Genomic DNA, 24,285 nt, shown 5'->3' on the forward strand with positions numbered 1-24,285 from the left:
TCCAACTCGTTGATTATCAAGGAGTTTTCCGTTTCGTCTGCGCCGGAAGTGGGGCGAATTATAGACAGATCCAGAGGAGCGTCAAGCACTTATTTAAACTTTGGTGGCAACGTTGCTGCTCTTGGCCCGACGACGCTGGATACGCCCAGCAATTACGGGGATCCTAAGCACAAGAAGCAGTGCGCCGATCGTTGCATATATAGCCCACTCCTTCAGATCCGCCCGCACAATCCAAAGCATATGGAGCAAACCGAGCCCCAAAATCAGGTAACTGAGCCGATGCAGCTTCTTCCAACGCACTCCCAAACGGCGCTGGCTATAGCGATTGGAAGTAACCGCCAGCGACAACAGACCCAGAAAACCCAGCGCCCCGACAATGATGTACGGCCGCTTGACGAGTTCAACGCCCAATTGCGCCCAGTCGAATCCAAGGATAAAGAAGCCATAACCCAGCATGTGCAGCGACACATAGGTGAAACACCACAGCCCCAGCTGCCGGCGAACAGCGATCCATCCGGGCCAGCCCGTCGTGCGCTGCAATGGGGTCATCGCCAGCGTGATCAAAAGCAGGGTCAATGTTCCGAGGCCCAAGCGATTAACAAGCACTTTCCCGGGATCCGGCCCCAAAGCAAAAATCCACGCCTGGTAAAGCCAATACATGGGGACTAACGCTGCTGCGATGAAGACCGACACTCGCCAGTAGATGAAGCGCATCAATAGTTTTTCCGGAGATCCAGGCCTGTATAAAGAGAGGCAACCTGCTCCCCATACCCATTGAACATCTCGGTCTGGCGAATATTCGGGCTGAACAGCCCGCTAGGCAAACGTCGCTCGTGCGCTTGGGTCCAACGGGGGTGGTCAACCGTCGGGTTCACATTGGCATAAAAACCGTACTCGCTTGCCGCAATGCTTTGCCACGTGGTTTTCGGCTGCTCGCTCGTCAGGCTGATGCGCACGATGGACTTCGCGCTTTTAAATCCGTATTTCCAAGGCACGATCAGACGCAGCGGCGCGCCGTTCTGATTGGGCAGCTCCCGTCCATACATGCCCACCGCCAGAATCGCGAGGGGATTCATCGCCTCATCCAGGCGCAGACCTTCTACATAAGGCCAGTCGATCAATGCAAAGCCGGAGCGCTGGCCAGGCATGGTCTTCGGGTCCTGCAGCGTTTCGAAGCGGATGTATTTGGCATTCGCCGTGGGTTCAACCTGCTTGAGCAGCTCGGAGATCGGGAAACCCAACCAAGGGATAACCATCGACCACGCCTCCACGCAGCGTAAACGATAGATACGCTCCTCCAGCTGATAAGGCTTCATGAAGTCTTCAAGCGCGTAGCGGCCAGGCTTGGCCACCTCCCCGTCGATGACAACGCTCCACGGCTCGGTTTTCAGGGAGCCGGCGTTTTGCGCAGGATCGCCCTTGTCGGTGCCGAATTCGTAGAAGTTGTTGTAGTGGGTCGCATCCTTGAACGGCGTGATCGTCTCGTCCTTGACGGTAACGGCTTGCCACTTGGTCGCAGGCAATTTGCCTTTGAACCAGTCCGGCGCGGCGCCGGCTTCAACGTCGGCGTAGCGCGAGGCTTCCTCGGCTTGGGCCCAAGGAGGCATCGCACTGACGGCGAGCCCTGCAAGTGAGCTGCCGAGCAACGCGCGGCGAGAGAGATAAATGGATTCGGGCGTGACATCCGATTCTTTGCAATCAGATGTGGAAGGGATCTTGATCAGCATGATGACTCCGCAGTTATAGAGAACTGAAGCATCTATAGCTGCGGAGTATGCGGGAAATGCAGGCCGACTAACTACCTCTGGCGACGCAGACGCAGCAGGTACTGGATCGGACCAGACGCTGCGTAGCCGAGGAATATCAGCAGCAGAATACGCGGAGGATCACTGAACACGACGGCAAACACCAGAACCACCGCGAGGATCGCAACAAACGGCACTCGCCCCTTGAGATCCAGCTCTTTGAAACTGTTGTATTTGATGTTGCTGACCATCAGCATCCCGGCAGCAGCAACCAATAGAGCGACCAGGAACGACAATTTCGACCCCTGAATGCCGTAATCGCTGAAGGCCCAGACGGTGCCTGCGACTACGCCCGCCGCGGCAGGACTTGCCAGCCCTATGAAGTAACGCTTGTCCGCCTTGCCTACCTGAGTGTTGAAGCGCGCCAGACGCAATGCTGCGCCCGCGACATAGATGAAGGCGACCATCCAGCCGACCTTGCCCATGTCGCCCAGCGCCCAGCCAAATGCCAACAACGCCGGCGCCACGCCAAAAGCGACCATGTCGGACAGCGAGTCATACTCTGCGCCGAATGCGCTCTGGGTGTTGGTCATCCGCGCGACGCGGCCATCCAGACCGTCCAGGACCATTGCAACGAAGATGGCGATGGCGGAAAACGCAAAGTATTTACTCGCGCTCACCTGATCACCTGCACTCAATGCGCTCTGCGCACTCATGGCGCTGATGATTGCGTAGAAGCCGGCGAACAGATTCGCGGTGGTGAACAGATTGGGCAGCAGGTAGATGCCGCGATGACGGACCTGGCGCCCTTCGGCGTCATGGCCCTCTTCAATGTGTTCATCGATCGGTAGCAGGCTTTCGGCGTCAGAAGCCTTGTTCGGCTCTTCGGGACGTTCGCTCATGGACAATACCTTGCAGCTGAAAAATTTCGACAAATGCTTGTGGCCTCTGGGCCGACAAACGATGCAGCTTTATACCAGATGAGCCCCCATAACGAAAAAACGCGACCCGAAGGCCGCGTTTTTTCCTGCAAGAACTGATCTGTGATCTTAGTTCTTGGCTTGGTCGACGATTTTGTTCTTGGCGATCCAAGGCATCATCGAGCGCAGTTGCTCACCAATGATTTCCAGACCATGCGCCTTGTTGTTACGACGCTTGGCGGTCATCGAAGGGTAGCCACTGGCGCCCTCGGCGATGAACATCTTCGCGTATTCGCCGTCCTGGATGCGCTTCAGAGCATTGCGCATGGCCTGACGGGATTCGGCGTTGATGACTTCCGGGCCGGTCACGTACTCGCCGTATTCGGCGTTGTTGGAGATCGAGTAGTTCATGTTGGCGATCCCGCCTTCGTACATGAGGTCGACGATCAGCTTCAGCTCGTGCAGGCACTCGAAGTAAGCCATTTCCGGCGCGTAGCCGGCTTCCACCAGGGTTTCGAAACCGGCTTTGACCAGTTCAACGGTACCGCCGCACAGAACGGCTTGCTCGCCGAACAGGTCGGTTTCGGTCTCGTCCTTGAACGTGGTTTCGATGATGCCGGTACGACCGCCGCCAACACCCGACGCGTACGACAGTGCGACGTTCTTGGCGTTGCCCGAAGCATCCTGATAAACGGCGATCAGATCAGGGATGCCACCGCCTTTGACGAACTCGGTACGCACGGTGTGGCCCGGTGCTTTTGGCGCGATCATGATCACGTCGAGGTCGGCACGCGGAACTACCTGGTTGTAGTGAATAGCGAAGCCGTGGGAGAAGGCCAGTGTTGCGCCCTTCTTGATGTTCGGCTCGATTTCGTTCTTGTACAGCTGGGACTGGAATTCGTCCGGGGTCAGGATCATGACCAGGTCTGCAGCGGCGACAGCGGAAGCCACGTCGGTCACTTTCAGGCCGTGAGCTTCAGCTTTGGCGACAGTGGCCGAACCCTTGCGCAGGCCAACGGTGACATCAACGCCGGAGTCTTTCAGGTTGCACGCTTGAGCGTGGCCCTGAGAACCGTAACCGATGATGGCAACTTTTTTGCCCTGGATGATCGAAAGGTCGCAGTCTTTGTCGTAATAAACTTTCATGAAATTCCCCTGATAACTTGGCCGCAAGGCCATTTGCAAAATTAGGTTAGATGCTCAGCACTTTGTCGCCGCGGGCAATGCCCGTGACGCCGCTTCGTACGGTTTCCAGAATGGCGGTGGTGCCAATCGCCTGGATGAAGCTGTCCAGCTTGTCGCTTGTCCCGGTCAACTGCACGGTATAGACGCTGCTGGAGACGTCGACGATCTGGCCGCGAAAGATGTCGGTGGTACGCTTGATCTCGGCACGTTGTGCGCCAGTGGCTTTCACCTTGATCAGCATCAGCTCGCGCTCGATGTGGGCGCTTTCCGACAGATCGACAAGCTTGACCACCTCGACCAGCTTGTTGAGGTTCTTGGTGATTTGCTCGATTACTTCATCATGGCCAACGGTGGTCAGCGTCAGACGCGAGAGAGTCGGGTCCTCGGTTGGCGCCACTGTCAGGCTCTCGATGTTGTAATTGCGCTGCGAAAACAGGCCGACCACACGAGACAGCGCGCCCGGTTCGTTTTCCAGCAATAGCGAAATGATGTGGCGCATGGTTATGTCCGCTCCGTCTTGCTCAGCCACATGTCACGCATGGACCCGTCTCTGATCTGCATCGGATAAACGTGCTCGCTGACGTCGACCTGGATGTCGAGGAACACCAGGCGATCTTTCATGGCGAACGCTTCTTCCATCTTTGGCTTCAGGTCCTTGAGATCGGTGATGCGCATGCCGACATGACCGTAGGCCTCGACCAGCTTCACGAAGTCAGGCAGCGACTCCATGTAGGAGTGCGAGTGACGGCCGCTGTAGCTCATGTCCTGCCACTGACGGACCATGCCGAGCACGCCATTGTTGAGCAGGATGATCTTCACCGGCAGGTTGTACTGCAGGCAGGTCGACAGCTCCTGAATGTTCATCTGAATGCTGCCTTCGCCGGTGACGCAGGCGACATTGTCATTCGGGAAACTCAGCGCAACGCCCATCGCGGCAGGCAGGCCAAAACCCATCGTGCCGAGACCGCCGGAGTTGATCCAGCGATTGGGTTTGTTGAAGCGATAGTACTGAGCCGCGAACATCTGGTGCTGACCCACGTCGGAGGTGACGTAGGCATCGCCTTTGGTCACTTCGCACAGCGTCTCGATCACGGTCTGCGGCTTGATGACGCTTCCGTCGCCACGGTTGTACGGGAACAGGTCACCGCCGGCGCGCCACTCTTCGATCTGCTTCCACCACGTCTCGACCGAATCCTTGTTTGGGGTTTCGGCAAGCTCTTTGAGGGTCGCAACCATTTCGGTCAGGACGCTTTCCACCGGACCAACGATAGGCACGTCGGCCTTGATGGTTTTGGAGATGGAAGCAGGGTCGATGTCGACGTGAATGATTTTGGCGTTCGGGCAGAACTTGGCCGGGCCGTTGATGACGCGATCGTCGAAACGTGCGCCGACCGCAAGGATCACGTCGGCGTGGTGCATCGCCAGGTTGGCGGTGTAGCTGCCATGCATCCCCAGCATGCCGACGAACTGGCGATCAGTGCCCGGGTAGGCACCAAGCCCCATCAGCGTGTTGGTGACCGGGGCGTTCAATTGCTGCGCCAGTTCGGTCAATGGCGCCGAACCGTTGCCCATGATCACACCGCCACCGGCATAGATGACCGGGCGTTTGGCCGCGACCAGCATTTCCACGGCTTTGCGGATCTGGCCGGAGTGGCCACGGACCGCCGGGCTGTAGGAACGCAGCTTGGCTTTCTTGGGGAAGATGTATTCGAACTTTTCCGCCGGGTTGGTCATGTCTTTCGGGATATCGACAACGACAGGACCAGGACGACCGGATTGGGCGAGGTAGAACGCCTTTTTCAGGACTTCCGGGATTTCCGACGGGTGCTTGATCATGAAGCTGTGCTTCACGATCGGCCGGGAGATACCGATCATGTCGGTTTCCTGAAACGCGTCGGTACCGACCATGTTGCTCGGGACCTGGCCGGACAGCACCACCATGGGAATCGAGTCCATGTACGCGGTGGCGATGCCGGTGATGGCGTTGGTTGCTCCGGGACCCGACGTCACCAGTACGACACCTGCCTTGCCGGTGGCGCGGGCGTACCCGTCCGCCATGTGAGTCGCGGCCTGTTCGTGACGAACGAGGATGTGGCTCACAGCCGGTTCTTTGAACAGCGCGTCATATATATGCAGGAGGGCACCGCCAGGGTACCCGTAGATATGCTCTACGCCTTCGTCACGCAAAAAGCGGACGACCATTTCAGCGCCAGATAAAAGCTCCACGTTGTTCACCTCTAAAACGCCAGAATACCGTCCACACAAGCGAGGAGACGGGTCTTAATAGGTTTACTGCAAAGCAGAGCATGAGCGACGGTGGTCGCCGACTACGTCAGCACTGACTGAGCAAGTATTGGGATCGCCCCTTTAAGTGTTTCGGGGTCTTCCCACCCAGCGCGAGGTAACGCGTTGCGGGTGTTACGGGTCGGCGCGGGTGTGCGCCTCATGATCTACCGAGACGGTCTGCTTCTGGCAGTCCCTCTACAGCGAACTTTGGATTGTTCGGATTCGCCCCCCGCAAGTCAAGTCATCGATGCGCTTTCTTCGTCCGCAGTCCGCCAAAAGGCACCGAATGAGGTCGTGGCGCCGCGCTTGTGATAGGTTTCCGGCCAATGCCACAGAAGTAAGGAACCGGGAATGCGCTGGATGATGCTTGCAGCGACGCTGACACTTGCCGTCGCCCCGGCGGTAAGCCAGGCCGCGCAGATATACAAATGGGTCGACGCTCAGGGCGTCACGCATTTCGACGCCCAGCCGCCTGCCGGGCAGGCAGCACAGGAAATCAATACAGCGAGCCCCGTCGCCGCACCCCCTGCCCCGCCGCCACAGAACCAGGACGGGGTACGGGAGCAGGAGGCGGTCGATGCCAAGGTCAAGAAGCAGGTCGCCGTTCAGGAAGCGAAGCTTAAAGAGGCGTGTGACGAGCAGCGCACCAACCTTGCCCAACTGCAGAACAACCCTCGGGTACGACAGGAGGTGAACGGCGAGTTCAGGCGGTTCACGGAAGAGGAGCGCCAGGCTCGCATTGCCGAGGTCAAGAAGTACCTCGACGATCAATGCAACTGAGGGTCAGACCGCCTCTGTGATCAGGCGGTCAAAGCCTTTCAGCAGGGCAAGCAACTCGCGCGCTTCCCCGATACGGCTGGCGTACACCATCTCGGCCATTTCCAGAATACCGGATGCCGTGGGCAATGGCAGATCACGCTCAAGGATGATCTTCATGCGCGGCAGGAAGATCCATTGCAACCACTGATCAAAATCCAGCGTGTCGACGCAGAAGGGTTCACGGCTGGACAGCGACTCATCGCTGGGCGGCACATCCTTCCACCATCCCAGCACTCGCAACTCCCGCTCGATCAACAGCAACTGGTCGGCGATTTTCGGGAAGCGTTTATCCATTGGCTTTCTGCCGCGCCAGCGCCGCGCCGGCGGCGTCACCCTGTTTTTCACGCGACTGGGCAATCAACCCCCAAAGACTGGCTTGAAGGCTGGCACGGCCATTGGCGTAGGTCAGACCGCGACGCGCCAGTTGCTCGGCCTGAGGCGCATCGCCCTGAGCCAGACGCACTTGCGCCAGACGGTAAAGGACCTGTGGCTCACGGGGAGCAACGCGCTGCGCCCGCTCAAGGCTTGACGCCGCGCCGTTGAGGTCACCACCGGATTGCTGTTGCTGAGCGGTGGTCAGCAAGGCCAGCACCGGGCCATCGAGTTGCTCGTCTTCCGATAATCCGCCGCTGGACGCAGACGGAATGCCAGTCGGCGCCGACGCCGGCATGTTGTAGGTATTGCTGGTCGCTGGCGGCGGTGTGTACGTGTTGTTCACCGGAGCCTGATTGACCGGCGACGTGCTAATCGGAGCGGTACTGATCGGCGCCGTGGTGGGCGGCACGAACGTCGATATCGGCGCGCCACTGGCGTTGGCGCCGCCGGGCACCATGACCGTGACACCGGAATCTTCCTGGATCGATTGGGACTGCGCTGGCGCCTGCACGGGCGCGCGGTAGGTGTTGTTGCGTGTCGACGAAACACGTTCGCCGTTTGAAACGCGTGACCCTGAGTCCACCACCGGAATCGCACTGCGCGTCTGGGACGCGCAACCGTTGAGCAAAGCCAGAGCCGTTAAAGCCGGAATCCACCACTTGTTCACGTCACTTCCTCTTTGCTTGATTCAACCAGGCTTAGTTCAACCAGCCCTTGACCCAGTCCATTACCGAATCGGCAGGCGCTGCTGCACCGCCGCAGGTCGGGCCGGGTTGCGGCTCACTGCCGCGAATATACGGCATCTGTACGGCGTTCGGGCAGCTGGCGTCGGTGCCTTCACCAGTACTGGCATTGACCCAGGCCTGCACGACGTTATCGGGCATCGCCATGTCCAGCGGCAGCGGATCGGCCTTCTTCATGAAGCTGGTCCAGATCTGCAAGGCGCCGGTGGCCCCAGTGAACGGCGTCTTGCCGTTGTCGTCGCGGCCCATCCAGACGATCGCCAGCAAATCCTGACTGAAACCGGCAAACCAGCTGTCGCGGGAATCGTTGGTGGTGCCCGACTTGCCCGCCAGATTCAGGGTGCTCGGCAGCACGTTGTACACCGATTTACCCGTGCCTTCGCGCATCACCCGCTGCATGGCGTTCTGCAGCAGATAGATCGAACCCGGGTCGAAACGTTGTTGAATCTGGAAAGGGTAGCGCTTGAGCGGCTCCCCTTCTGCAGTCAGTACGCTGCGAATCCCGCGCAATGGCGTATTGAAGCCGCCGCTGGCGATGGTCTGATACATCGTCGCCACCTCGATCGGCGTCAGCGCGCCAGCCCCCAGGAGCATCGACGGGAAAGCCGGCCACTCGCGGGTCACGCCCAGCTTTGTCAGGGTTTTGAAGACATTCGGAATGCCCAGGTCCAGACCCAGCTTCGCGCTGGACAGGTTGTAGGAATGCGCAAGGCCCTGATACAGGAAAATATTGCCGTGGGCTTTGTGATCGTAGTTCTGCGGCTTCCAGATCTGGCCGTCGGCGCCTTTCACCTGAAAGGGTTCATCGGGTACCCAACTGGTCAGCGTGTATTGCTGCGGACGTTCGAGTGCGGTGAGGTAGATGGCCGGTTTGACCAACGACCCAATCGGCCGAACGGCATCCAGCGCTCGGTTGAAACCGGCGAAGCCTGCCTGGCGGCTGCCGATCAGCGCCTGGACTTCGCCGGTTTCCGGATTGGTGACGACCATGGCCGTTTCCATCTCGTCCACGCCTTTTCGGCCCGAAATCTTGGCGAAGCTTTCGCGCACGGCGGCTTCGGATTTCATCTGCAGAATCGGGTCGAAGCTGGTGAAGATCCGCAGGCCTTCCTCGGTCAAGTCTTCATCGCGGTAGTCCTGACGGAGTTGGCGTTTGACCAGATCAAGGAAGTCCGGAAACGAGCTGTCGGCCAGCGATCCGACTTTGCTCACGCCCAGCGGCATTTTCTTCGCCGCCGCCACCACTTCCGGCGTGGCGACACCCTGCTGTTCCAGCAGATCGAGAACCAGATTACGCCGTTCCAGCGCACGCTCCGGGTTGCGGCGCGGGTTGTAATACGACGGCCCTTTGACCAGGCCGACGAGCAAGGCGACCTGATGCAGCTTCAGTTCCGACAGCGGCTGGCTGAAGAAATACTGACTCGCCAGACCAAAACCGTGAACCGCACGCTGACCGTCCTGACCGACGAACACTTCGTTCAGATAAGCCTCGAGAATTTCCTGCTTGCTGTAATGGATCTCCAGCAGAACAGCCATCATCGCTTCGGTCAGCTTGCGGGTGATGCTGCGCTCGTTGGTCAGGTAGAAGTTCTTGACCAGTTGCTGAGTCAGCGTCGATCCGCCCTGGCGCATCTGGCCAGCGGATGCGTTGATCCAGAAAGCGCGCACGATCCCCTTTGGCGATACCCCAAAGTGATGGTAGAAATCGCGGTCTTCGACGGTGACGAGGGTGTCGAGCAAATAAGGCGGCGCCTGATCGAGTTTGATCAGAATCCGGTCTTCGAGATTCTTCGGGTACAAGCCGCCGATCATCAGAGGCTCAAGCCGCGCAACAGCCAGCTTGGCGCCATTGGCGGCGGTCAGTTCCGCGACGTAATCGCCGGAGAAGCGCACATGGATCTGCTGTGCCGGATCAGCGCCTTCATAAAACTGGAAGCCGCGGGTGTTGAGATCGACATTGTTGCCGTTGACCGCAGCAGCGCCCGGCCCGTTGGCCACGGCTTCGCGGCGATAGCCCAGCGCATCGAGCTCCAGAAGGAAGTCGTCGCGTGAAAGCTTCTGGCCGACGAACAGCTCCAGCGGTCGCGCATATACCTTGGCCGGAATGGTCCAGCGCTTGCCGGAGAATTTTTCCTGGACGATGGAATCCAGGTAAACGGCGAAGCAGCCAAGGATCACCAGCCCGACAAGACTGAGTTTCAGGGCCCAGCCCAACAGGCTGCGCAGGCGGCTGTTGGTGGGTTTGGGGGATTTTTTCGGGGTGCGGGATCGGGTCATGGCGGCGGATTATACGCACTTTCAAAGCCCCCGACAGACCACCCTTTAAGCGGTTTGCAGCAATGTCTGTAGCGGCCATAATGGCCGCCTTTCGCTACTTCTCTATCGACTTATCACCTTTCAAGGATCGTCCGTGAGCCAGACACTGATAGCCGCGCTGCAAAACCCCGCCCTGTTTCCTCACCCGGTCGAACAGTTTCAGGTCATCGAGACGCATATTTCCTGGGTGCTGCTTACCGGCCCTTACGTTTACAAGATGAAGAAGCCGGTCAATTTTGGCTTTCTGGACTTCACCAGCCTGTCGGCGCGTAAGCATTTCTGTGAGCAGGAGCTAATGCTCAACCAGCGCCTGACGGAGGATCTGTACCTGGAAGTGCTGCCTGTCACCGGCAGTATCGACGCTCCGCAGCTGAATGGTGAAGGCGAAGCGATCGAGTACGTGCTGAAAATGCGCCAGTTCCCGCAGGACGGCCTGCTCAGCACCTTGCAAGCCAAAGGCGAACTGACCACCGCGCACATCGACGACATGGCACGGCAGATCGCCGAGTTTCATCTCAAATCGCCCAAAGTCCCGATGGAAAACCCACTCGGCAGTGCTGACAGCGTCATGGCGCCGGTCACGCAGAACTTTGAGCAGATTCTGCCCTTCCTCAGCGAAAAGTCTGACCTCATTCAGCTGGAAGCGCTGGAAGCGTGGGCCAACACCAGCTTCGAGCGCCTCAAGCCATTGATGAACCAGCGCAAGCTGGACGGGTTTGTCCGCGAGTGCCATGGCGACATCCACTTGGGCAACGCAACGCTGATCGATGGCAAGGTCGTGATTTTCGACTGCATCGAATTCAACGAGCCCTTCCGCATGACAGACGTCTATGCGGACATCGGCTTCCTGGCCATGGACCTTGAGGATCGCGGCCTGAAAAGCCTGTCCCGTCGATTCGTCAGCCAGTACCTGGAGCTGACCGGCGACTACGCGGGCCTGCAGCTGCTGAATTTCTACAAAGCCTACCGCGCACTGGTCCGCGCCAAAGTGGCGCTGTTCAGCCTGAATGCCGATGCTGACCAGGTGCAGCGCGCCGCAACCCTGCGCCAGTATCGTAACTACGCCAACCTGGCCGAGAGCTACAGCGCGATCCCGTCCAATTTTCTGGCCATCACCCATGGCGTTTCTGCGGTCGGGAAAAGCCAGGTCGCGATGCGGCTGGTGGAAGCGCTGGGTGCTATCCGCCTGCGTTCGGATGTCGAGCGCAAGCGTGTATTTGCCGACCATAACGACCTGTATTCCGCCGATGTCAGTGCCGCCACCTATCAGCGCCTGAACGAGCTGGCCGGTGTCGTGCTCCGCGCAGGCTTGCCGGTGGTCATCGACGCAACTTATCTGAAGCTCGCACAGCGTCAGGCAGCCGCGCAGATTGCCGAGGCGATGGGCGTTCCTTTCCTGATCATTGATTGCGCTGCGCCAAAGGCAGTTATCGAGGGATGGCTGGCGCAACGTCGGGCACAGAATCAGGACCCTTCCGACGCAACGATGGAAGTCATTGAAGCGCAGCTGGCCAGTCGCGAAGCGCTGACCGCCGACGAGATACTGCGCAGCCGGCACGTCGAGACCAACGTCAGCGGCGATCTGGACAAGCTGGTCGCGGACATCCGTCAGCATCTGCCGGGCCTGTAACACGCCGGCCAAACCAGTGGTCGAGTCGTGAAGGATATCGCTTCACGGCTCGCCACTAGTGGCATTATAGTGGCGTCAGAATTCCAACAAAGGAGACGTCAGATGAACCAGCCCAAGCAGCTCGACTCGCCTCTGTTCGCATTGCTGCGAAAAGACGACGTGACCGCCTTCAACCTCGAACGGCCCAAGCAGGGCCCTGTCGATCTTTCGGCTGGGGATTTCCGTGGTCTAGACCTGCGTGAACTCAACGCTGAGGAGGTCGATTTCAGCGACGCCTACTTCAGATCTGCGGACCTGCGTGGCGTTGACTTCCGGACAACCAGGCTCGAGGGTGCAAGCATCGCCCACGCGCAGATATCCGGGGCGTACTTCCCGCCAGAGCTCAGTGCTGACGAAATCCTCATGTCGGTCAATTTCGGTACGCGCCTGCGCTATCGCACCCGCTAACCTCATCACAGCCGCCAAACCTCGCTCTATGCCTCGCCCCGCATGCGCCGCCGTGCCGGGCCCGTGCTCGCCTTTCCTCCTCACCTGACCCCTACCGTTCGGCGGCGTGGCCCGCGTTCCGCTGACATTCTCCCGCAGCCTGACTCGAGGTCGTCTACGCTCAAGGGCATGGCTCGCCTTTTCAGTTTGTGTCGAGCCTACGGAGAAGTTATTACACGGAATGACTGGAAAGGGCTGCAATCATGGACGATGAGTTACTGGGGATGAAGAATCTTGGCAAGACCTCGGTTCAATGGCTTCACGCTGCGGGCATTCACACTGTCGCCGACCTGCGCCGTCTTGGCGCAATCCAGGCCTACCGGGCCATCAAGGTCAGGGGTTTCCGAGCATCCAAAGCGCTGCTGTATTCACTCGAGGGCGCGCTGTCAAATCGCCTTTGGAGCGAGCTGCCTCAAGAATACAAAGATTCCCTGGACACCGAATTGAGGAACGTGAGCCCTGGGGCAATCGGGGAACGCTGAGCTCGCACAGCAAAATAGTCTGCAGAACACTGTTGACTTACAAATGAGAATCACTATGATTATCACATCCGGTCGCGAGACTGGCCGATAACCTGAAAGGCTCCTTGGTTCGGACTCTCAGATTATCTCCTCATCAGGCTAATCACGGTTTTTGACCCGGCTCTTTGCCGGGTCTTTTTTTGCCTGCGATTTAATGGCCCACACCCAGACGGACCATCAGATCATCCAGCAGGCTGGTCGCCCCGAGCCGCAGTCTCCCCTGCTCAAGCCAGCGGGGGCCGAATCGTGCCCTGACCAGATCCATGTGCACCCGCGCTTCATCGAGGGTCCGCACATTTCCGGAAACGTTGATGCCCACATGGGCGCCTGACTCGGCGATGGCCGCAATCAAAATTCGGCTGGCCTGGGGCGTTGCGTTGATGATGTGTTTGCCCGTGCTGGTTTTCAGAAAATTGGCGCCCTCCTCAATCGCCACACAGCTTGCACCGTGAATGACCTGCGGATCACGCAGCACGCCGGTTTCCAGCGTGACGGTCAATGCTGCCCGAGCACACCTGGCTTTGCAGGCACTGATGATGTCTGCGCCGATCTGCCTGTCCCCGCCAAGTAGCGCATGGAAGGGATAAACAAGATCGATTTCGTCGGCGCCCGCAAGGATTGCCGCCTGGGTTTCCGACTCGGCGGAGCTGACAGAAGGCGAACCGCTGGGGAAATTGACCGCGGCCACGACCTTGATCTCCCGCGCATGAAGCCTGTCGAGCGTGCGCCGCGCCAGTCCTGCGAATCTGGGCATTACGCAGACGGCGGCAACATGCCCCACAGGTGTCAGAGCTCGATGACACAACGCAATAATCTTTTCAGGCGTGTCGTCGGCATTTAACGACGCCAATTCCATCAGTCCAACAGCCAGTTGCGCCAGCGACGCTTCAACCTCATACACGTCAATTGCTTCGTTTAGGTCGCTCATCACACACCCTCAATGTCTTTGCCTGGGGCGACGATAATCGAGAACAGCTGTGCCTGAACGGTCACAAAGACGCAAAAGAGCAGGCCTACGTGATTACAAGAATTGTCCGAAGGACGTTGCCCGCACGGGCATCGAAAATGGGGCTGCTGCGTTGACAAGGGCAACTTATGCCGGTCGATCCGAGCCCCATTTCAGCGAGCGATCACCAGCGGATGCCCACGCTCGGGATGGGGCTGTACCAGAACATCCAGGCCGAATACCGACTTCAGCGCTTCAGACTTCAGCACTTGCTGGGGTGTGCCGGATAGATGTGCCCGCCCCTGATTCAGCAACAACAGGTGATCGCAATAACGGGCGGCCAGATTCAAGTCATGCAGGATCACCATTACCGCGCCGCCACGGTCGGCGAACGCGCGAACCGCTAACAGCGTGGTGTGCTGATGCAGCGGGTCGAGCGCCGAGGTCGGCTCGTCCAGCAGAAGGATCTGGCCCTCCTCGCCGGGCCACACCTGAGCCAGCACTCGCGCCAGATGGACCCGCTGACGCTCGCCTCCCGACAGCGTCAGATAGCTGCGACCCAGCAGGTGCAGCCCATCGGCGGCCGCAAGGGCGTACTGGATAACTTCACCGTCACGCTGCTGACCGCTGTCATGGGGCAAGCGGCCCATCGCAACCACTTCCTCGACCTTGAACGCGAAGCTCAACGTCGAACTCTGCGGCAGTACAGCCAGCCGCCGCGCCCGCTCGGGGCCACGCCACTGATTGAGGGGAATGTCGTCCAGCAACACCTGGCCGTGGGTCGGGGCAAGCTCGCCGCACAGGGCAGCCATCAGCGTACTTTTCCCGGCACCATTGGGGCCCAGCACGCCAAGCATCTGACCGGGCGCCAATGCCAAGTCGATGTTGGCGACCACCTGTTTGCCATCACGCATGATGCCCAAGTCATTGGCGATCAACATCAGCTACGCCCTCGAACCAGCAGGAATAGAAAAAACGGCGCGCCAATGAACACGGTGACAATCCCGATCGGCAGCTCCGCAGGGGCCATCACCAGTCGGGCGAAGATGTCCGCGAAGAGCAGCAGCGTTGCGCCTGCCAGCGCCGAGGCGGGAAGAACAACCCGGTGGTCCGGCCCGGTCAGCAGTCGCACCAGGTGCGGCACGATGAGGCCGATGAAACCGATCAGCCCCGCCGCCGCTACGGCGGCCCCCACGCCGAAGGCGATGCACAGAATCAGCTCACGCTTGAGGCGTTCGACCTCGATGCCCAGGTGACGCGCCTCCGATTCTCCCAGCAGCAACGCATTGAGCGCCTTGGCTCGGCGCGGCAGCCAGAGAATCACTGCCACGCAAACCAGCAAAAGAGGCCAGAGCCGGGCATAACTGGCGCCGTTGAGCGTGCCCAGGTTCCAGAACGTCAGCGTCCGGAGGCTGGCGTCATCGGCCAGATACGTGAACAGGCCTATGATCGAACCGGCCAGCGCGGTCATCGCCACCCCCGCCAGCAGCATGGTGCTGACGCTGGTTCGGCCATCGCGGCGTCCGAGCCGATAGACGATTGCGGTAACACCAAGCCCACCGGCGAAGGCGCAGATGGACAGCAGATACGGCTGGAACACCTCAGGCAAACCTCCCAGGGATGCTCCGGCGACGATGGCTACCGCCGCCCCCAATGCCGCGCCACTGGAAACCCCGACCAGACCGGGATCCGCCAAGGGGTTGCGGAACAGACCCTGCATCGCCACGCCGGACAAGGCGAGCACTGAACCTACTGCCAACCCGAGCAACGTGCGAGGCAGGCGGATCTGGCCCACGATCAGTTCCGCCTGTTGCAGGTTGTCCTCCGCCACGGGCACGCCCACCAGATGAAGAAACGCGCGCAAGGTGTCCATCATTGGCAGACTGACAGGCCCGAGCGCAAGGGACAGCCATATCGCCAGCAAACAGGCCAGGCCCAGTGCGATGAACAGCGTTTTGGGGGCGAGATCAAGCTTCATTGAGCGTTCGAGACCCTGGCGTTGAGCGCTGCGGCGTGAGGATAGAAGGCGTCTGCCAACGACTTCACGGCGTCCGGCAATCGAGGCCCAAGACCGCCCACCAGTAACGTCGGGTCAATCTCGATTACGCGGTTATCCCGGACGGCCCTGGTTGCCCCGAGCAGTGGGTTTTCACGCAGCAATGCCTCGCGAGGCTGGACACCGTTTTGAGCCCGATCGCTGACAACGAGCACTTCAGGATTCAGCCCGCTCAGTGCCTCATTGGAAAACACTTTATAGCCAGTGTGGGTAGCCAGGTTGCGGCCACCCGCCTGGGCGATTAGCCAGTCGCCGACAGTGCCTGCGCCAGCCACCATCGGCGCGCTGCCTGCATGACTGACCAGCAACAGAACACCGGGCGCGGAACGCTTCAGTTGCATCACTCGCTCATGCTCCGCCGCGAGCCGCTGGATGTATTGGTCGCTCAACTGCCGCGCCTCGCCTTCCTTGCCCAATAACGCGCCTAGCCTTTCAAGATTGGCCCGCAGCGCAGGCAACTCTGCACTCGCCGACAGCACCTCCACTTGCACGCCGGCCGTGCGCAATTGCTGGATGACCGGCGGAGGCCCCATTTCTTCGGTGCCTAGCAGAATCTTCGGACGCAACGTGAGAATACCTTCCGCCGACAACTGCCGCTGGTAGCCAATGCCCGGCAGCGATTTGACCGATGGCGGGTGCTGGCTCGTGCTGTCCACGCCCACCAGATGCGATTCCCCGCCCAGCGCGACGATCCATTCCGTCAAGGCGCCGCCAGCACTGACCCAGCGTTGCGGCTCAGGTGACGCGGCCGTTGCCAGATGGGCAATAAACAACCCTGTCACGATCGCGATCAGCTGGGCGGTGAAGCGCATAAAAGGTGCGTCCTCTATAAAGGAAGGCGCAGTCGATCACCTCAAGGCGCGACTGGCTGGATTTCGTTCATCGACTGACGGGTTTGACTGCTGGCAGAATGCGCAGCCTGCTACAGCCAGGCATTTGATAATTATTTGCATTTGAGCGTCAAGCGCCAAGGAGACCACGCTGAAATACCTGTGCGACAGCGCTGCGCTGATTGAAGGCAAAAGCCTCGGGTTTGAGGTTGATGAGCTCAAGATTCTGGCCGTCCGGCGAGGGGGTCAGGTTTATGTGTACGCCAATCGGTGTCCCCATCGTGGAGTGGCGCTGGAATGGCAGCCCGATGAGTTTCTCGATGCCAGCGCCAGCCTGATCCAGTGCGCCACTCACGGTGCGCTGTTCCTGATCGAGAACGGCGAGTGCGTCGCCGGCCCTTGCGAGGGCAAATCCCTGAGGGCTATCGACTGCGGCGAAGACGCTCAGGGCATCTGGATCAATCCAGTGGCACCGGACTGAGCGGGCGCGTTTCCGTGAGGTGAATCTCAAGGCGCCGATCAATGCGCACTTCGTCAGGGGTCAGCTCCACGCCATACGCCAGGACTTCAACCCCTGCCGCAGCCGCCTCAAGCAAGGCAGCGGCGTAGGCCGCGTCGATTTCGGCGGCGGGCCGCACGGCATCGATGCCAGTGAGGTTCACGCAGTACAGCAACACGGCGCGCACGCCTTCCCGCGCCAGGGCCGCCAGTTCACGCAGGTGCTTCGCGCCGCGCTGAGTGACCGCATCGGGAAACGCAGCGACACGACTGTCATCAAAGCCCAAAGTCACGCTTTTGACTTCCAGGTACAGCGGGCCATCGGGGTAATCCAGACGGAAGTCGACGCGGCTGTTTTCCTGGCCATAGGCGACCTCGCGCTTGAGCGCCGTAAACCCTTCCAATTCCGTGATCACGCCGGCCAGAAGTGCTTCTTCTACCAGCCTGTTGGCGCGCGCGGTGTTGACGCAGGCGAGCCGCCCCTGTGGTGTTTCGGTAATTTCCCAAGTGCCCGGCAGCTTGCGCTTGGGGTCATTGGAGCGGCTGAACCAGACCCGCCCCCCCGGCATCATGCAATTGAACATCGAACCCGTGTTGGGACAGTGAATCGTCAGCCGCTCGCCGCTGGCGGTCTCGATGTCGGCAAGGAAGCGCTTGTAGCGCTGAATCAGCCGGCCTTCTTCAAGTGGAGGTGAGAAACGCATCAGCCTTGCCAGCTCCGCAGACCCCGACCTATTCGCTCGACCGCCTCCTGAAGCCGAGGCAGGCTTTGGGTGTAGGCGAAGCGCACATGATGGCCGGCGCGGTACCGACCGAAATCCAGCCCGGGAGTAAATGCGACGTGCTCGGTTTCCAGAAAGTGATGACAGAACGCAAACGCGTCGCCACCGAACGCGCTGATGTCTGCGTATAGATAGAAGGCGCCTTCTGGCTCCACGGCAATGTTGAAGCCCAGTTCGCGCAGCGCCGGAAGCAAGAAGTCGCGACGCCGGGCAAACTCGGCACGACGTTGCTCGAGGATCTCCAGGGTCTGCGGCTCGAAACAGGCGAGTGCCGCACTTTGCGCCATGCTCGGCGCGCTGATGTAAAGATTCTGCGCCAGCTTTTCCAGATCACCGACCGCCGCCTCGGGGGCAACCAGCCAACCGAGGCGCCAACCGGTCATGCCGAAATACTTGGAAAAACTATTCAGCACGAAGGCGTCGTTATCGACTTCCAGCACGCTGCTCGCGTCCATTCCGTAGGTCAGGCCGTGATAGATCTCGTCCACCACCAGGTGCCCATCCCGTGCCTTGAGCGACGCCGAAAGCGCGGCAAGCTCGTCGCGGTGCAGCAAGGTCCCGGTCGGATTGGCTGGAGAAGCCACCAGCGCGCCGACGCTGTCCTCGTTCCAGTATTGAGCGACCAGATCGGCCGTCAGTTGATAACGCACTTCCGGCCCCACGGGCACCAACTGCGCAGCCCCCTCCACAAGGCGCAGAAAATGCCGGTTGCACGGGTAACCCGGATCGGCCAGCAGCCAGTGTTTGCCGGGATCGACCAGCAGACTTGCCGCCAGTAGCAGTGCACCTGAACCGCCTGGCGTAATCAAAATTCTGCCCGGATCGACGTTCACGCCGTAACGCTGAGCGTAAAAGCCCGAGATGGCCTCGCGCAGTTCCGGCAGACCACGGGCCGCCGTGTAACGGGTCTTGCCAGCGGCCAACGCCGCCTGACCGGCCTTGATGATCGGCTCGGCCGTGGTGAAATCCGGCTCGCCGATCTCGAGGTGGATAACGTCATGCCCCGCCGCTTGCAGTTCATTGGCCCGCGCCAGCAGCGCCATGACATGAAAGGGTTCGATGGCGCGGCTGCGCGCACTGTAGGGCTGTGGCATGGGCCTTCCTTTGGTGAGGGGTGGCGAGATAAGTCGCCGATTCTACTCATCCGCCCGGGCGGGCTACAGCGTTTATCGGCCTGAGCAGCAGCGACTTGCAGCCGACAGTCCAGAAAACCGGGCGCTCGCGCCGCAGGCACTAAACTCAGCGCTGTGAAAAATAGATAAAACCGGGCGCTCAGGCTGCGGTCATAGTCCACGTGCGTGCTGCGGGCCATCCTCGACAACCGGGAGTAGCGCGCTCCGATTCGATCTGGTAAGTTCGCCCGCTTGCAGCCGCAGGGCCGGCAGGTGTCGGCGATGGATCTTAACCTGTGTAATGGCTTAGAAGAGTGAGAGGCGGTCCGTTCATGCCCACCGAAGAAAAGCAAAAGAGCACCCCGGCAATCAGTGGTTTCGAACCCTACGTCGCGACGAAGGGTGAGGAATACATGGGCGACCCCATGCGCAAGCACTTCACCAAGATCCTGTCCAAGTGGAAACAGGAGTTGATGGTAGAAGTTGACCGCACGGTTGTTCACATGAAGGACGAGGCGGCTAACTTCCCTGACCCTGCAGACCGTGCAAGCCAGGAAGAAGAGTTCGCGCTGGAACTGCGCGCCCGCGATCGTGAGCGCAAGTTGATCAAGAAGATCGACAAGACGCTGCAGCTGATTCAGGACAAGGAATACGGCTGGTGCGAATCGTGCGGCGTCGAGATCGGTATCAAGCGCCTTGAGGCCCGTCCAACGGCCGACATGTGCGTTGACTGCAAAAGCCTCGCTGAAATCAAGGAAAAACAGGTCGGTAAGTGATCCTGTTGATCCAGTAAAAAGGACGCCTCGGCGTCCTTTTTTGTTTCGCCCTACGGGTGCGTCGCGTTTTCCCACACTGCACGACAGGTCGTCCGGTATTTCGTACGTTTTATTTCCAGTACCATCAGCGCCCATGAAAACCCCTTCTTATATAGGGCGCTTTGCGCCGACCCCCAGCGGTTATCTGCACTTCGGCTCTCTGGTCGCAGCGCTGGCCTCCTATCTCGACGCCCGTTCGGTCGGCGGAAAATGGCTGATGCGCATGGAAGATCTCGACCCTCCCCGCGAGGTTCCGGGTGCCCAGGCGGGGATACTCCAGACCCTCGAAGCCTACGGGTTCGAATGGGACGGCGAACTGGTGAGGCAAAGCGACCGGCATGAGGCTTATCAGGCGATCATCCATCAGTGGTTCAGCCATGGGCTCGCTTACGCCTGCACCTGTTCGCGCAAGCAACTGGAAGGCTACAACGGCATTTACCCGGGTTTTTGCCGGAACGCCGGGCACTCACCCGAAGACGCGGCCATCCGCATTCGGGTGCCTGAGCTGGAATACCGCTTCGAAGACCGCGTGCAGGGCGAGTTTCGGCAGCATCTGGGGCGCGACGCGGGCGATTTCATCATTCGTCGCCGCGACGGCTTTTACGCCTACCAACTGGCGGTGGTCCTCGACGACGGCTGGCAGGGCGTAACCGACATCGTACGGGGCGCTGATCTGCTCGACTCCACGCCACGTCAGCTGTACTTGCAGGAACTGCTGGGCCTGCCGCAACCCCGCTACCTTCATGTGCCTCTGATCACCCAACCCGACGGCCATAAACTGGGTAAATCCTACCGTTCGCCACCCCTGCCACCCGATCAGGCCGCGCCGTTGCTGCTTCGAGGGCTGCGCGCGCTGGGGCAAAAGACGCCGGATGAACTGAAACACGCTACGCCCCGAGAGCTGCTGGATTGGGCCATTGCCCACTGGAATGCCGATTCGATACCCCGCCTGGTCGCTATCGAGGAGGCTCGAATAGACTGAGCTCGCGCAGCCGATTCACAGGGAGGCAGCACAAAACTGGCGGAAACGTCGCTTGCAGCCCCATCGCCATCCGTTACCATGCCGCTCCGTCATCTTCTGGTCAGTCAACCTGGGAGGCCAAATGTATATCTATCGATTGGTCCTGCTGCTGGTGGTGGGTATCTACCTGTTTTCCCCGGCCATCATGGACTGGTGGATCGATGCCACCGGCGCCTGGTACCGGCCGTACATGCTGTGGCTGATCCTGATCGTAGTGACCTTCATTCTGCAGAGCCAACGAGATGCCGATGAGCTTTAGCCTGACCCAGATGATTCTGGTCAGTGCCGCCTACCTGACGGTGCTGTTCGGCGTTGCCTGGATCAGTGAACGTGGCCTGATCCCGCGCTGGATCATTCGTCACCCGCTGACCTACACGCTGTCACTTGGCGTCTACGCCAGTGCGTGGGCGTTTTACGGCACGGTGGGGCTGGCTTACGAATACGGCTACGGTTTTCTGTCGAGTTACCTGGGCGTGTCCGGCGCTTTCCTGCTCGCCCCCGTCCTGCTCTACCCCATTCTCAAGATCACCCGCACCTACCAGCTCTCGTCACTGGCCGATCTGTTCGCCTTCCGCTTTCGCAGCACCTGGGCGGGTGCACTGACCACCATCTTCATGCTGATCGGCGTTTTGCCGTTGCTGGCACTGCAGATCCAGGCCGTTGCCGACTCCATCGGCATTCTGACCCGGGAACCGGTGCGCAACTACGTGGCCTTTGCGTTCTGTGTGCTGATCACGCTGTTCACCATCTTCTTCGGGTCCCGTCACATCGCCACGCGGGAAAAACACGAAGGGCTGGTATTCGCCATCGCCTTCGAGTCGGTCATCAAGCTGGTCGCCATCGGCGGCATCGGTCTGTACGCGCTGTATGGCGTATTCGATGGGCCGCAGAGCCTTGAGCAATGGCTGCTGCAAAACCAGAGCGCACTGGCGGCGTTGCACACGCCACTGCAGGAAGGCCCGTGGCGTACGCTCCTGCTGGTGTTCTTCGCCTCGGCCATCGTGATGCCGCACATGTATCACATGACCTTTACCGAAAACCTCAATCCGCGCTCGCTGGTCAGCGCCAGTTGGGGTCTGCCACTGTTTCTGCTGCTGATGAGCCTGGCGGTACCCCTGGTGCTGTGGGCCGGTTTGAAACTGGGCGCCACCACCAGCCCTGAATATTTCACTTTGGGTATTGGCATCGCCGCCCACAGCAAGACCCTGGCCTTGCTCGGCTATATCGGCGGGCTTTCTGCGGCGAGCGGGCTGATCATCGTCACCACCCTGGCGCTGTCCGGCATGGCGCTGAACCACCTGGTGCTGCCGCTTTACCAGCCGCCTGCCGAAGGCAATATCTATCGCTGGTTGAAGTGGACACGGCGCGGGCTGATTGTCGCGATCATCATGGCCGGCTTTGGCTTTTATCTTCTGCTTGGCGCCAAGCAGAATCTGGCGAATCTGGGCATCGTCGCGTTCGTTGCAACATTGCAGTTCCTTCCCGGCGTGCTATCGGTGCTGTACTGGCCGGCGGCTAACCGACGCGGCTTCATGGCTGGCCTCATTGCCGGCATCGCGGTCTGGACCATCAGCATGTTGCTGCCGCTGATCGGCGACTTCCAGGGGTTCTACATCCCGCTGCTGAACATGATTTACGTGCTGGATGACACCAGCTGGCACATGGCAGCGATCGCTTCCCTGGCGGCCAACGTGCTGGTGTTCACCCTGATTTCGCTGTTCAGCAATCCCAGTCCCGAAGAGGCGAGTGCGGCCGAGGCCTGCGCGGTGGACAACGTTCGCCGCCCACAGCGTCGCGAGCTGCATGCCGCTTCACCCCAGGAGTTTGCGACTCAACTGGCCAAACCCCTGGGCGCGAAAGCTGCGCAGAAGGAAGTCGAACAGGCGCTGCGGGACCTTTATCTGCCGTTCGACGAGCGCCGGCCTTACGCCCTGCGGCGTTTGCGCGACCGTATCGAGGCCAACCTTTCAGGGCTGATGGGGCCAAGTGTGGCGCAGGACATGGTTGAGACGTTTCTGCCTTACAAGTCCGGCAGTGAGAACTATGTCACCGAGGATATTCACTTTATCGAAAGCCGCCTTGAGGATTATCACTCCCGCCTCACCGGCCTGGCTGCCGAGCTCGACGCCCTGCGCCGTTATCACCGCCAGACCCTGCAAGAGTTGCCGATGGGCGTGTGCTCCCTGGCCAAGGATCAGGAGATCCTGATGTGGAACAAGGCTATGGAAGAGCTGACCGGTATCGGCGCTCAGCGCGTTGTCGGGTCACGGCTCGAAACCATCGTTGATCCCTGGAAGCAGCTGCTGCTGGGGTTCATCAATGTCCCGGACGAGCACTTGCATAAGCAGCGCCTGGGCCTCGACGGTCAGACTCGCTGGCTCAACCTGCACAAGGCGGCCATTGATGAGCCGCTTGCGCCGGGCAACAGCGGGCTGGTGATTCTGGTCGAAGACCTGACTGATACGCAGATGCTGGAAGACAAACTGGTGCACTCCGAGCGTCTTGCGAGCATTGGTCGACTGGCTGCCGGTGTTGCCCACGAAATCGGCAACCCGATCACCGGCATCGCCTGCCTGGCGCAGAACCTGCGCGAAGAACGCGAAGAAGACGCCGAGCTGACGGAAATCAGCAGCCAGATCATCGAGCAGACCAAGCGCGTTTCCCGCATCGTGCAGTCGCTGATGAGCTTCGCCCACGCCGGCGGACATCAACACGCCGACGAACCGGTGTGCCTGGCAGAGGTGGCGCAGGATGCCATTGGTCTGCTGGCGTTGAACCGGCGCAATTTCGAAGTGCAGTTCTATAACCTGTGCAACCCGAACCACTGGGTGGACGGCGATCCACAGCGGCTCGCACAGGTGCTGATCAACCTGCTGTCAAACGCCCGCGACGCATCGCCCGCCGGCAGTGCGGTACGGGTGAAAAGCGAGGCTTCCGAACACACGGTCGACCTGATCGTGGAAGACGAAGGCAGCGGCATTCCGAAAGCCATCATGGACCGCTTGTTCGAACCTTTCTTCACCACCAAGGATCCGGGCGAAGGAACAGGACTAGGGCTCGCGCTGGTCTATTCCATCGTTGAAGAGCATTATGGACAAATCACCATCGACAGCCCGGCTGACCCCGAGCACCAACGCGGAACCCGAATTCGGGTGACCTTACCGCGACATGTCGAAGCGACGTCCGCCGTGAACTGAGA

The 24,285-nt window shown here is 60.0% G+C and carries 24 protein-coding genes; 9 read left to right on the forward strand and 15 right to left on the reverse strand.

The genetic code is table 11. The features are described from left to right. Window positions 1–93 precede the first annotated feature (93 nt). From msrQ to AC07VF_RS14600, 6 genes are all read right to left on the reverse strand, one after another. Window positions 94–714 carry a protein-methionine-sulfoxide reductase heme-binding subunit MsrQ gene (msrQ, locus tag AC07VF_RS14575; RefSeq protein ID WP_192174629.1) on the reverse strand — a complete coding sequence of 207 codons (621 nt, stop codon included), beginning with the start codon at window positions 712–714 and terminating at the stop codon, window positions 94–96. Next, entirely contained in the window at window positions 714–1,727 is a 1,014-nt protein-coding gene (gene msrP / locus AC07VF_RS14580; RefSeq protein ID WP_495009219.1) for a protein-methionine-sulfoxide reductase catalytic subunit MsrP, read from the reverse strand. Before msrP ends, msrQ begins: the two co-directional genes overlap by 1 nt. A gap of 71 nt (window positions 1,728–1,798) precedes the next feature. Next, a complete protein-coding gene (gene pssA / locus AC07VF_RS14585) occupies window positions 1,799–2,647 on the reverse strand; it encodes a CDP-diacylglycerol--serine O-phosphatidyltransferase (RefSeq protein ID WP_192174627.1) in 849 nt (282 codons plus the stop codon). 147 nt (window positions 2,648–2,794) lie between these two features. Next, a complete protein-coding gene (gene ilvC, locus AC07VF_RS14590) occupies window positions 2,795–3,811 on the reverse strand; it encodes a ketol-acid reductoisomerase (RefSeq protein ID WP_037018564.1) in 1,017 nt (338 codons plus the stop codon). A 46-nt stretch (window positions 3,812–3,857) separates the two neighbouring features. Next, window positions 3,858–4,349, reverse strand: a complete 492-nt coding sequence (ilvN, locus tag AC07VF_RS14595) for an acetolactate synthase small subunit (RefSeq protein WP_093469284.1) — start codon at window positions 4,347–4,349, stop codon at window positions 3,858–3,860. Between the two features lie 2 nt (window positions 4,350–4,351). Further along, complete coding sequence (locus tag AC07VF_RS14600) at window positions 4,352–6,076, reverse strand: acetolactate synthase 3 large subunit (protein WP_192174626.1); 1,725 nt, start codon at window positions 6,074–6,076, stop codon at window positions 4,352–4,354. Between the two features lie 411 nt (window positions 6,077–6,487). On the opposite strand from AC07VF_RS14600, the gene AC07VF_RS14605 reads away from it, so the two are divergent. After that, on the forward strand, window positions 6,488–6,916 hold the full coding sequence (locus AC07VF_RS14605; protein ID WP_192174625.1) for a DUF4124 domain-containing protein: 429 nt from the start codon (window positions 6,488–6,490) through the stop codon (window positions 6,914–6,916). Between the two features lie 3 nt (window positions 6,917–6,919). Here the strand turns inward: AC07VF_RS14605 and AC07VF_RS14610 are convergent, their stop codons facing one another. Genes AC07VF_RS14610 through mrcB form a run of 3 tightly spaced genes read right to left on the reverse strand, consistent with a single transcriptional unit; the run spans window position 6,920 to window position 10,350 of the window. Beyond that, window positions 6,920–7,249 (reverse strand): YqcC family protein, encoded by a 330-nt coding sequence (locus tag AC07VF_RS14610; protein WP_192174624.1) that lies wholly within the window; start codon window positions 7,247–7,249, stop codon window positions 6,920–6,922. Continuing rightward, complete coding sequence (locus tag AC07VF_RS14615; RefSeq protein ID WP_192174623.1) at window positions 7,242–7,997, reverse strand: tetratricopeptide repeat protein; 756 nt, start codon at window positions 7,995–7,997, stop codon at window positions 7,242–7,244. The genes AC07VF_RS14610 and AC07VF_RS14615 overlap by 8 nt, the downstream gene beginning before the upstream one ends. A gap of 31 nt (window positions 7,998–8,028) precedes the next feature. Further along, window positions 8,029–10,350, reverse strand: a complete 2,322-nt coding sequence (mrcB, locus tag AC07VF_RS14620; protein WP_495009218.1) for a penicillin-binding protein 1B — start codon at window positions 10,348–10,350, stop codon at window positions 8,029–8,031. A 133-nt stretch (window positions 10,351–10,483) separates the two neighbouring features. Here mrcB and AC07VF_RS14625 point away from each other — a divergent pair, with 133 nt between their 5' ends. The 3 genes from AC07VF_RS14625 (at window position 10,484) to AC07VF_RS14635 (ending at window position 12,987) form a co-directional block, all read left to right on the forward strand. After that, complete coding sequence (locus AC07VF_RS14625) at window positions 10,484–12,019, forward strand: AAA family ATPase (RefSeq protein WP_192174621.1); 1,536 nt, start codon at window positions 10,484–10,486, stop codon at window positions 12,017–12,019. 102 nt (window positions 12,020–12,121) lie between these two features. Further along, entirely contained in the window at window positions 12,122–12,466 is a 345-nt protein-coding gene (locus AC07VF_RS14630) for a pentapeptide repeat-containing protein (protein ID WP_192174620.1), read from the forward strand. Between the two features lie 242 nt (window positions 12,467–12,708). Continuing rightward, window positions 12,709–12,987, forward strand: a complete 279-nt coding sequence (locus AC07VF_RS14635) for a TfoX/Sxy family protein (RefSeq protein WP_192174619.1) — start codon at window positions 12,709–12,711, stop codon at window positions 12,985–12,987. 190 nt (window positions 12,988–13,177) lie between these two features. Here AC07VF_RS14635 and deoC read toward each other — a convergent pair whose 3' ends face one another. From deoC to AC07VF_RS14655, 4 genes are all read right to left on the reverse strand, one after another. Further along, window positions 13,178–13,954: a deoxyribose-phosphate aldolase gene (gene deoC / locus AC07VF_RS14640; RefSeq protein ID WP_495009217.1), complete on the reverse strand. Its 777-nt coding sequence runs from the start codon at window positions 13,952–13,954 to the stop codon at window positions 13,178–13,180. 191 nt (window positions 13,955–14,145) lie between these two features. Continuing rightward, entirely contained in the window at window positions 14,146–14,913 is a 768-nt protein-coding gene (locus AC07VF_RS14645; protein ID WP_495009216.1) for a heme ABC transporter ATP-binding protein, read from the reverse strand. After that, window positions 14,913–15,896, reverse strand: a complete 984-nt coding sequence (locus AC07VF_RS14650; protein ID WP_495009224.1) for a FecCD family ABC transporter permease — start codon at window positions 15,894–15,896, stop codon at window positions 14,913–14,915. Before AC07VF_RS14650 ends, AC07VF_RS14645 begins: the two co-directional genes overlap by 1 nt. A gap of 50 nt (window positions 15,897–15,946) precedes the next feature. Further along, the gene (locus AC07VF_RS14655) at window positions 15,947–16,840 is read right to left on the reverse strand and encodes a heme/hemin ABC transporter substrate-binding protein (RefSeq protein ID WP_495009215.1); all 894 of its coding nucleotides are present in this window, start codon (window positions 16,838–16,840) and stop codon (window positions 15,947–15,949) included. Between the two features lie 169 nt (window positions 16,841–17,009). Here AC07VF_RS14655 and AC07VF_RS14660 point away from each other — a divergent pair, with 169 nt between their 5' ends. Further along, entirely contained in the window at window positions 17,010–17,339 is a 330-nt protein-coding gene (locus AC07VF_RS14660; protein ID WP_346627735.1) for a Rieske (2Fe-2S) protein, read from the forward strand. Here AC07VF_RS14660 and sfsA read toward each other — a convergent pair. Both sfsA and AC07VF_RS14670 read right to left on the reverse strand, forming a co-directional pair. Further along, on the reverse strand, window positions 17,317–18,060 hold the full coding sequence (sfsA, locus tag AC07VF_RS14665) for a DNA/RNA nuclease SfsA (protein WP_192174615.1): 744 nt from the start codon (window positions 18,058–18,060) through the stop codon (window positions 17,317–17,319). The two genes, AC07VF_RS14660 and sfsA, sit on opposite strands and share 23 nt — an antisense overlap. Continuing rightward, window positions 18,060–19,232 (reverse strand): pyridoxal phosphate-dependent aminotransferase, encoded by a 1,173-nt coding sequence (locus tag AC07VF_RS14670; protein ID WP_346631265.1) that lies wholly within the window; start codon window positions 19,230–19,232, stop codon window positions 18,060–18,062. The genes sfsA and AC07VF_RS14670 overlap by 1 nt, the downstream gene beginning before the upstream one ends. Window positions 19,233–19,582: 350 nt before the next feature. Here AC07VF_RS14670 and dksA point away from each other — a divergent pair, with 350 nt between their 5' ends. The 4 genes from dksA (at window position 19,583) to AC07VF_RS14690 (ending at window position 24,283) form a co-directional block, all read left to right on the forward strand. Next, window positions 19,583–20,026, forward strand: coding sequence for an RNA polymerase-binding protein DksA (dksA, locus tag AC07VF_RS14675; protein ID WP_065988293.1), 444 nt, complete (start codon window positions 19,583–19,585; stop codon window positions 20,024–20,026). Window positions 20,027–20,159: 133 nt separating this feature from the next. Beyond that, the gene (gene gluQRS, locus AC07VF_RS14680; protein WP_495009214.1) at window positions 20,160–21,047 is read left to right on the forward strand and encodes a tRNA glutamyl-Q(34) synthetase GluQRS; all 888 of its coding nucleotides are present in this window, start codon (window positions 20,160–20,162) and stop codon (window positions 21,045–21,047) included. Between the two features lie 121 nt (window positions 21,048–21,168). Then, window positions 21,169–21,345, forward strand: coding sequence for a hypothetical protein (locus tag AC07VF_RS14685; protein WP_002552060.1), 177 nt, complete (start codon window positions 21,169–21,171; stop codon window positions 21,343–21,345). Continuing rightward, complete coding sequence (locus AC07VF_RS14690) at window positions 21,329–24,283, forward strand: sensor histidine kinase (protein ID WP_192174612.1); 2,955 nt, start codon at window positions 21,329–21,331, stop codon at window positions 24,281–24,283. Before AC07VF_RS14685 ends, AC07VF_RS14690 begins: the two co-directional genes overlap by 17 nt. The last annotated feature ends 2 nt before the right edge of the window (window positions 24,284–24,285 follow it).

This window comes from Pseudomonas sp. GW821-FHT02H06, from assembly GCF_059421525.1.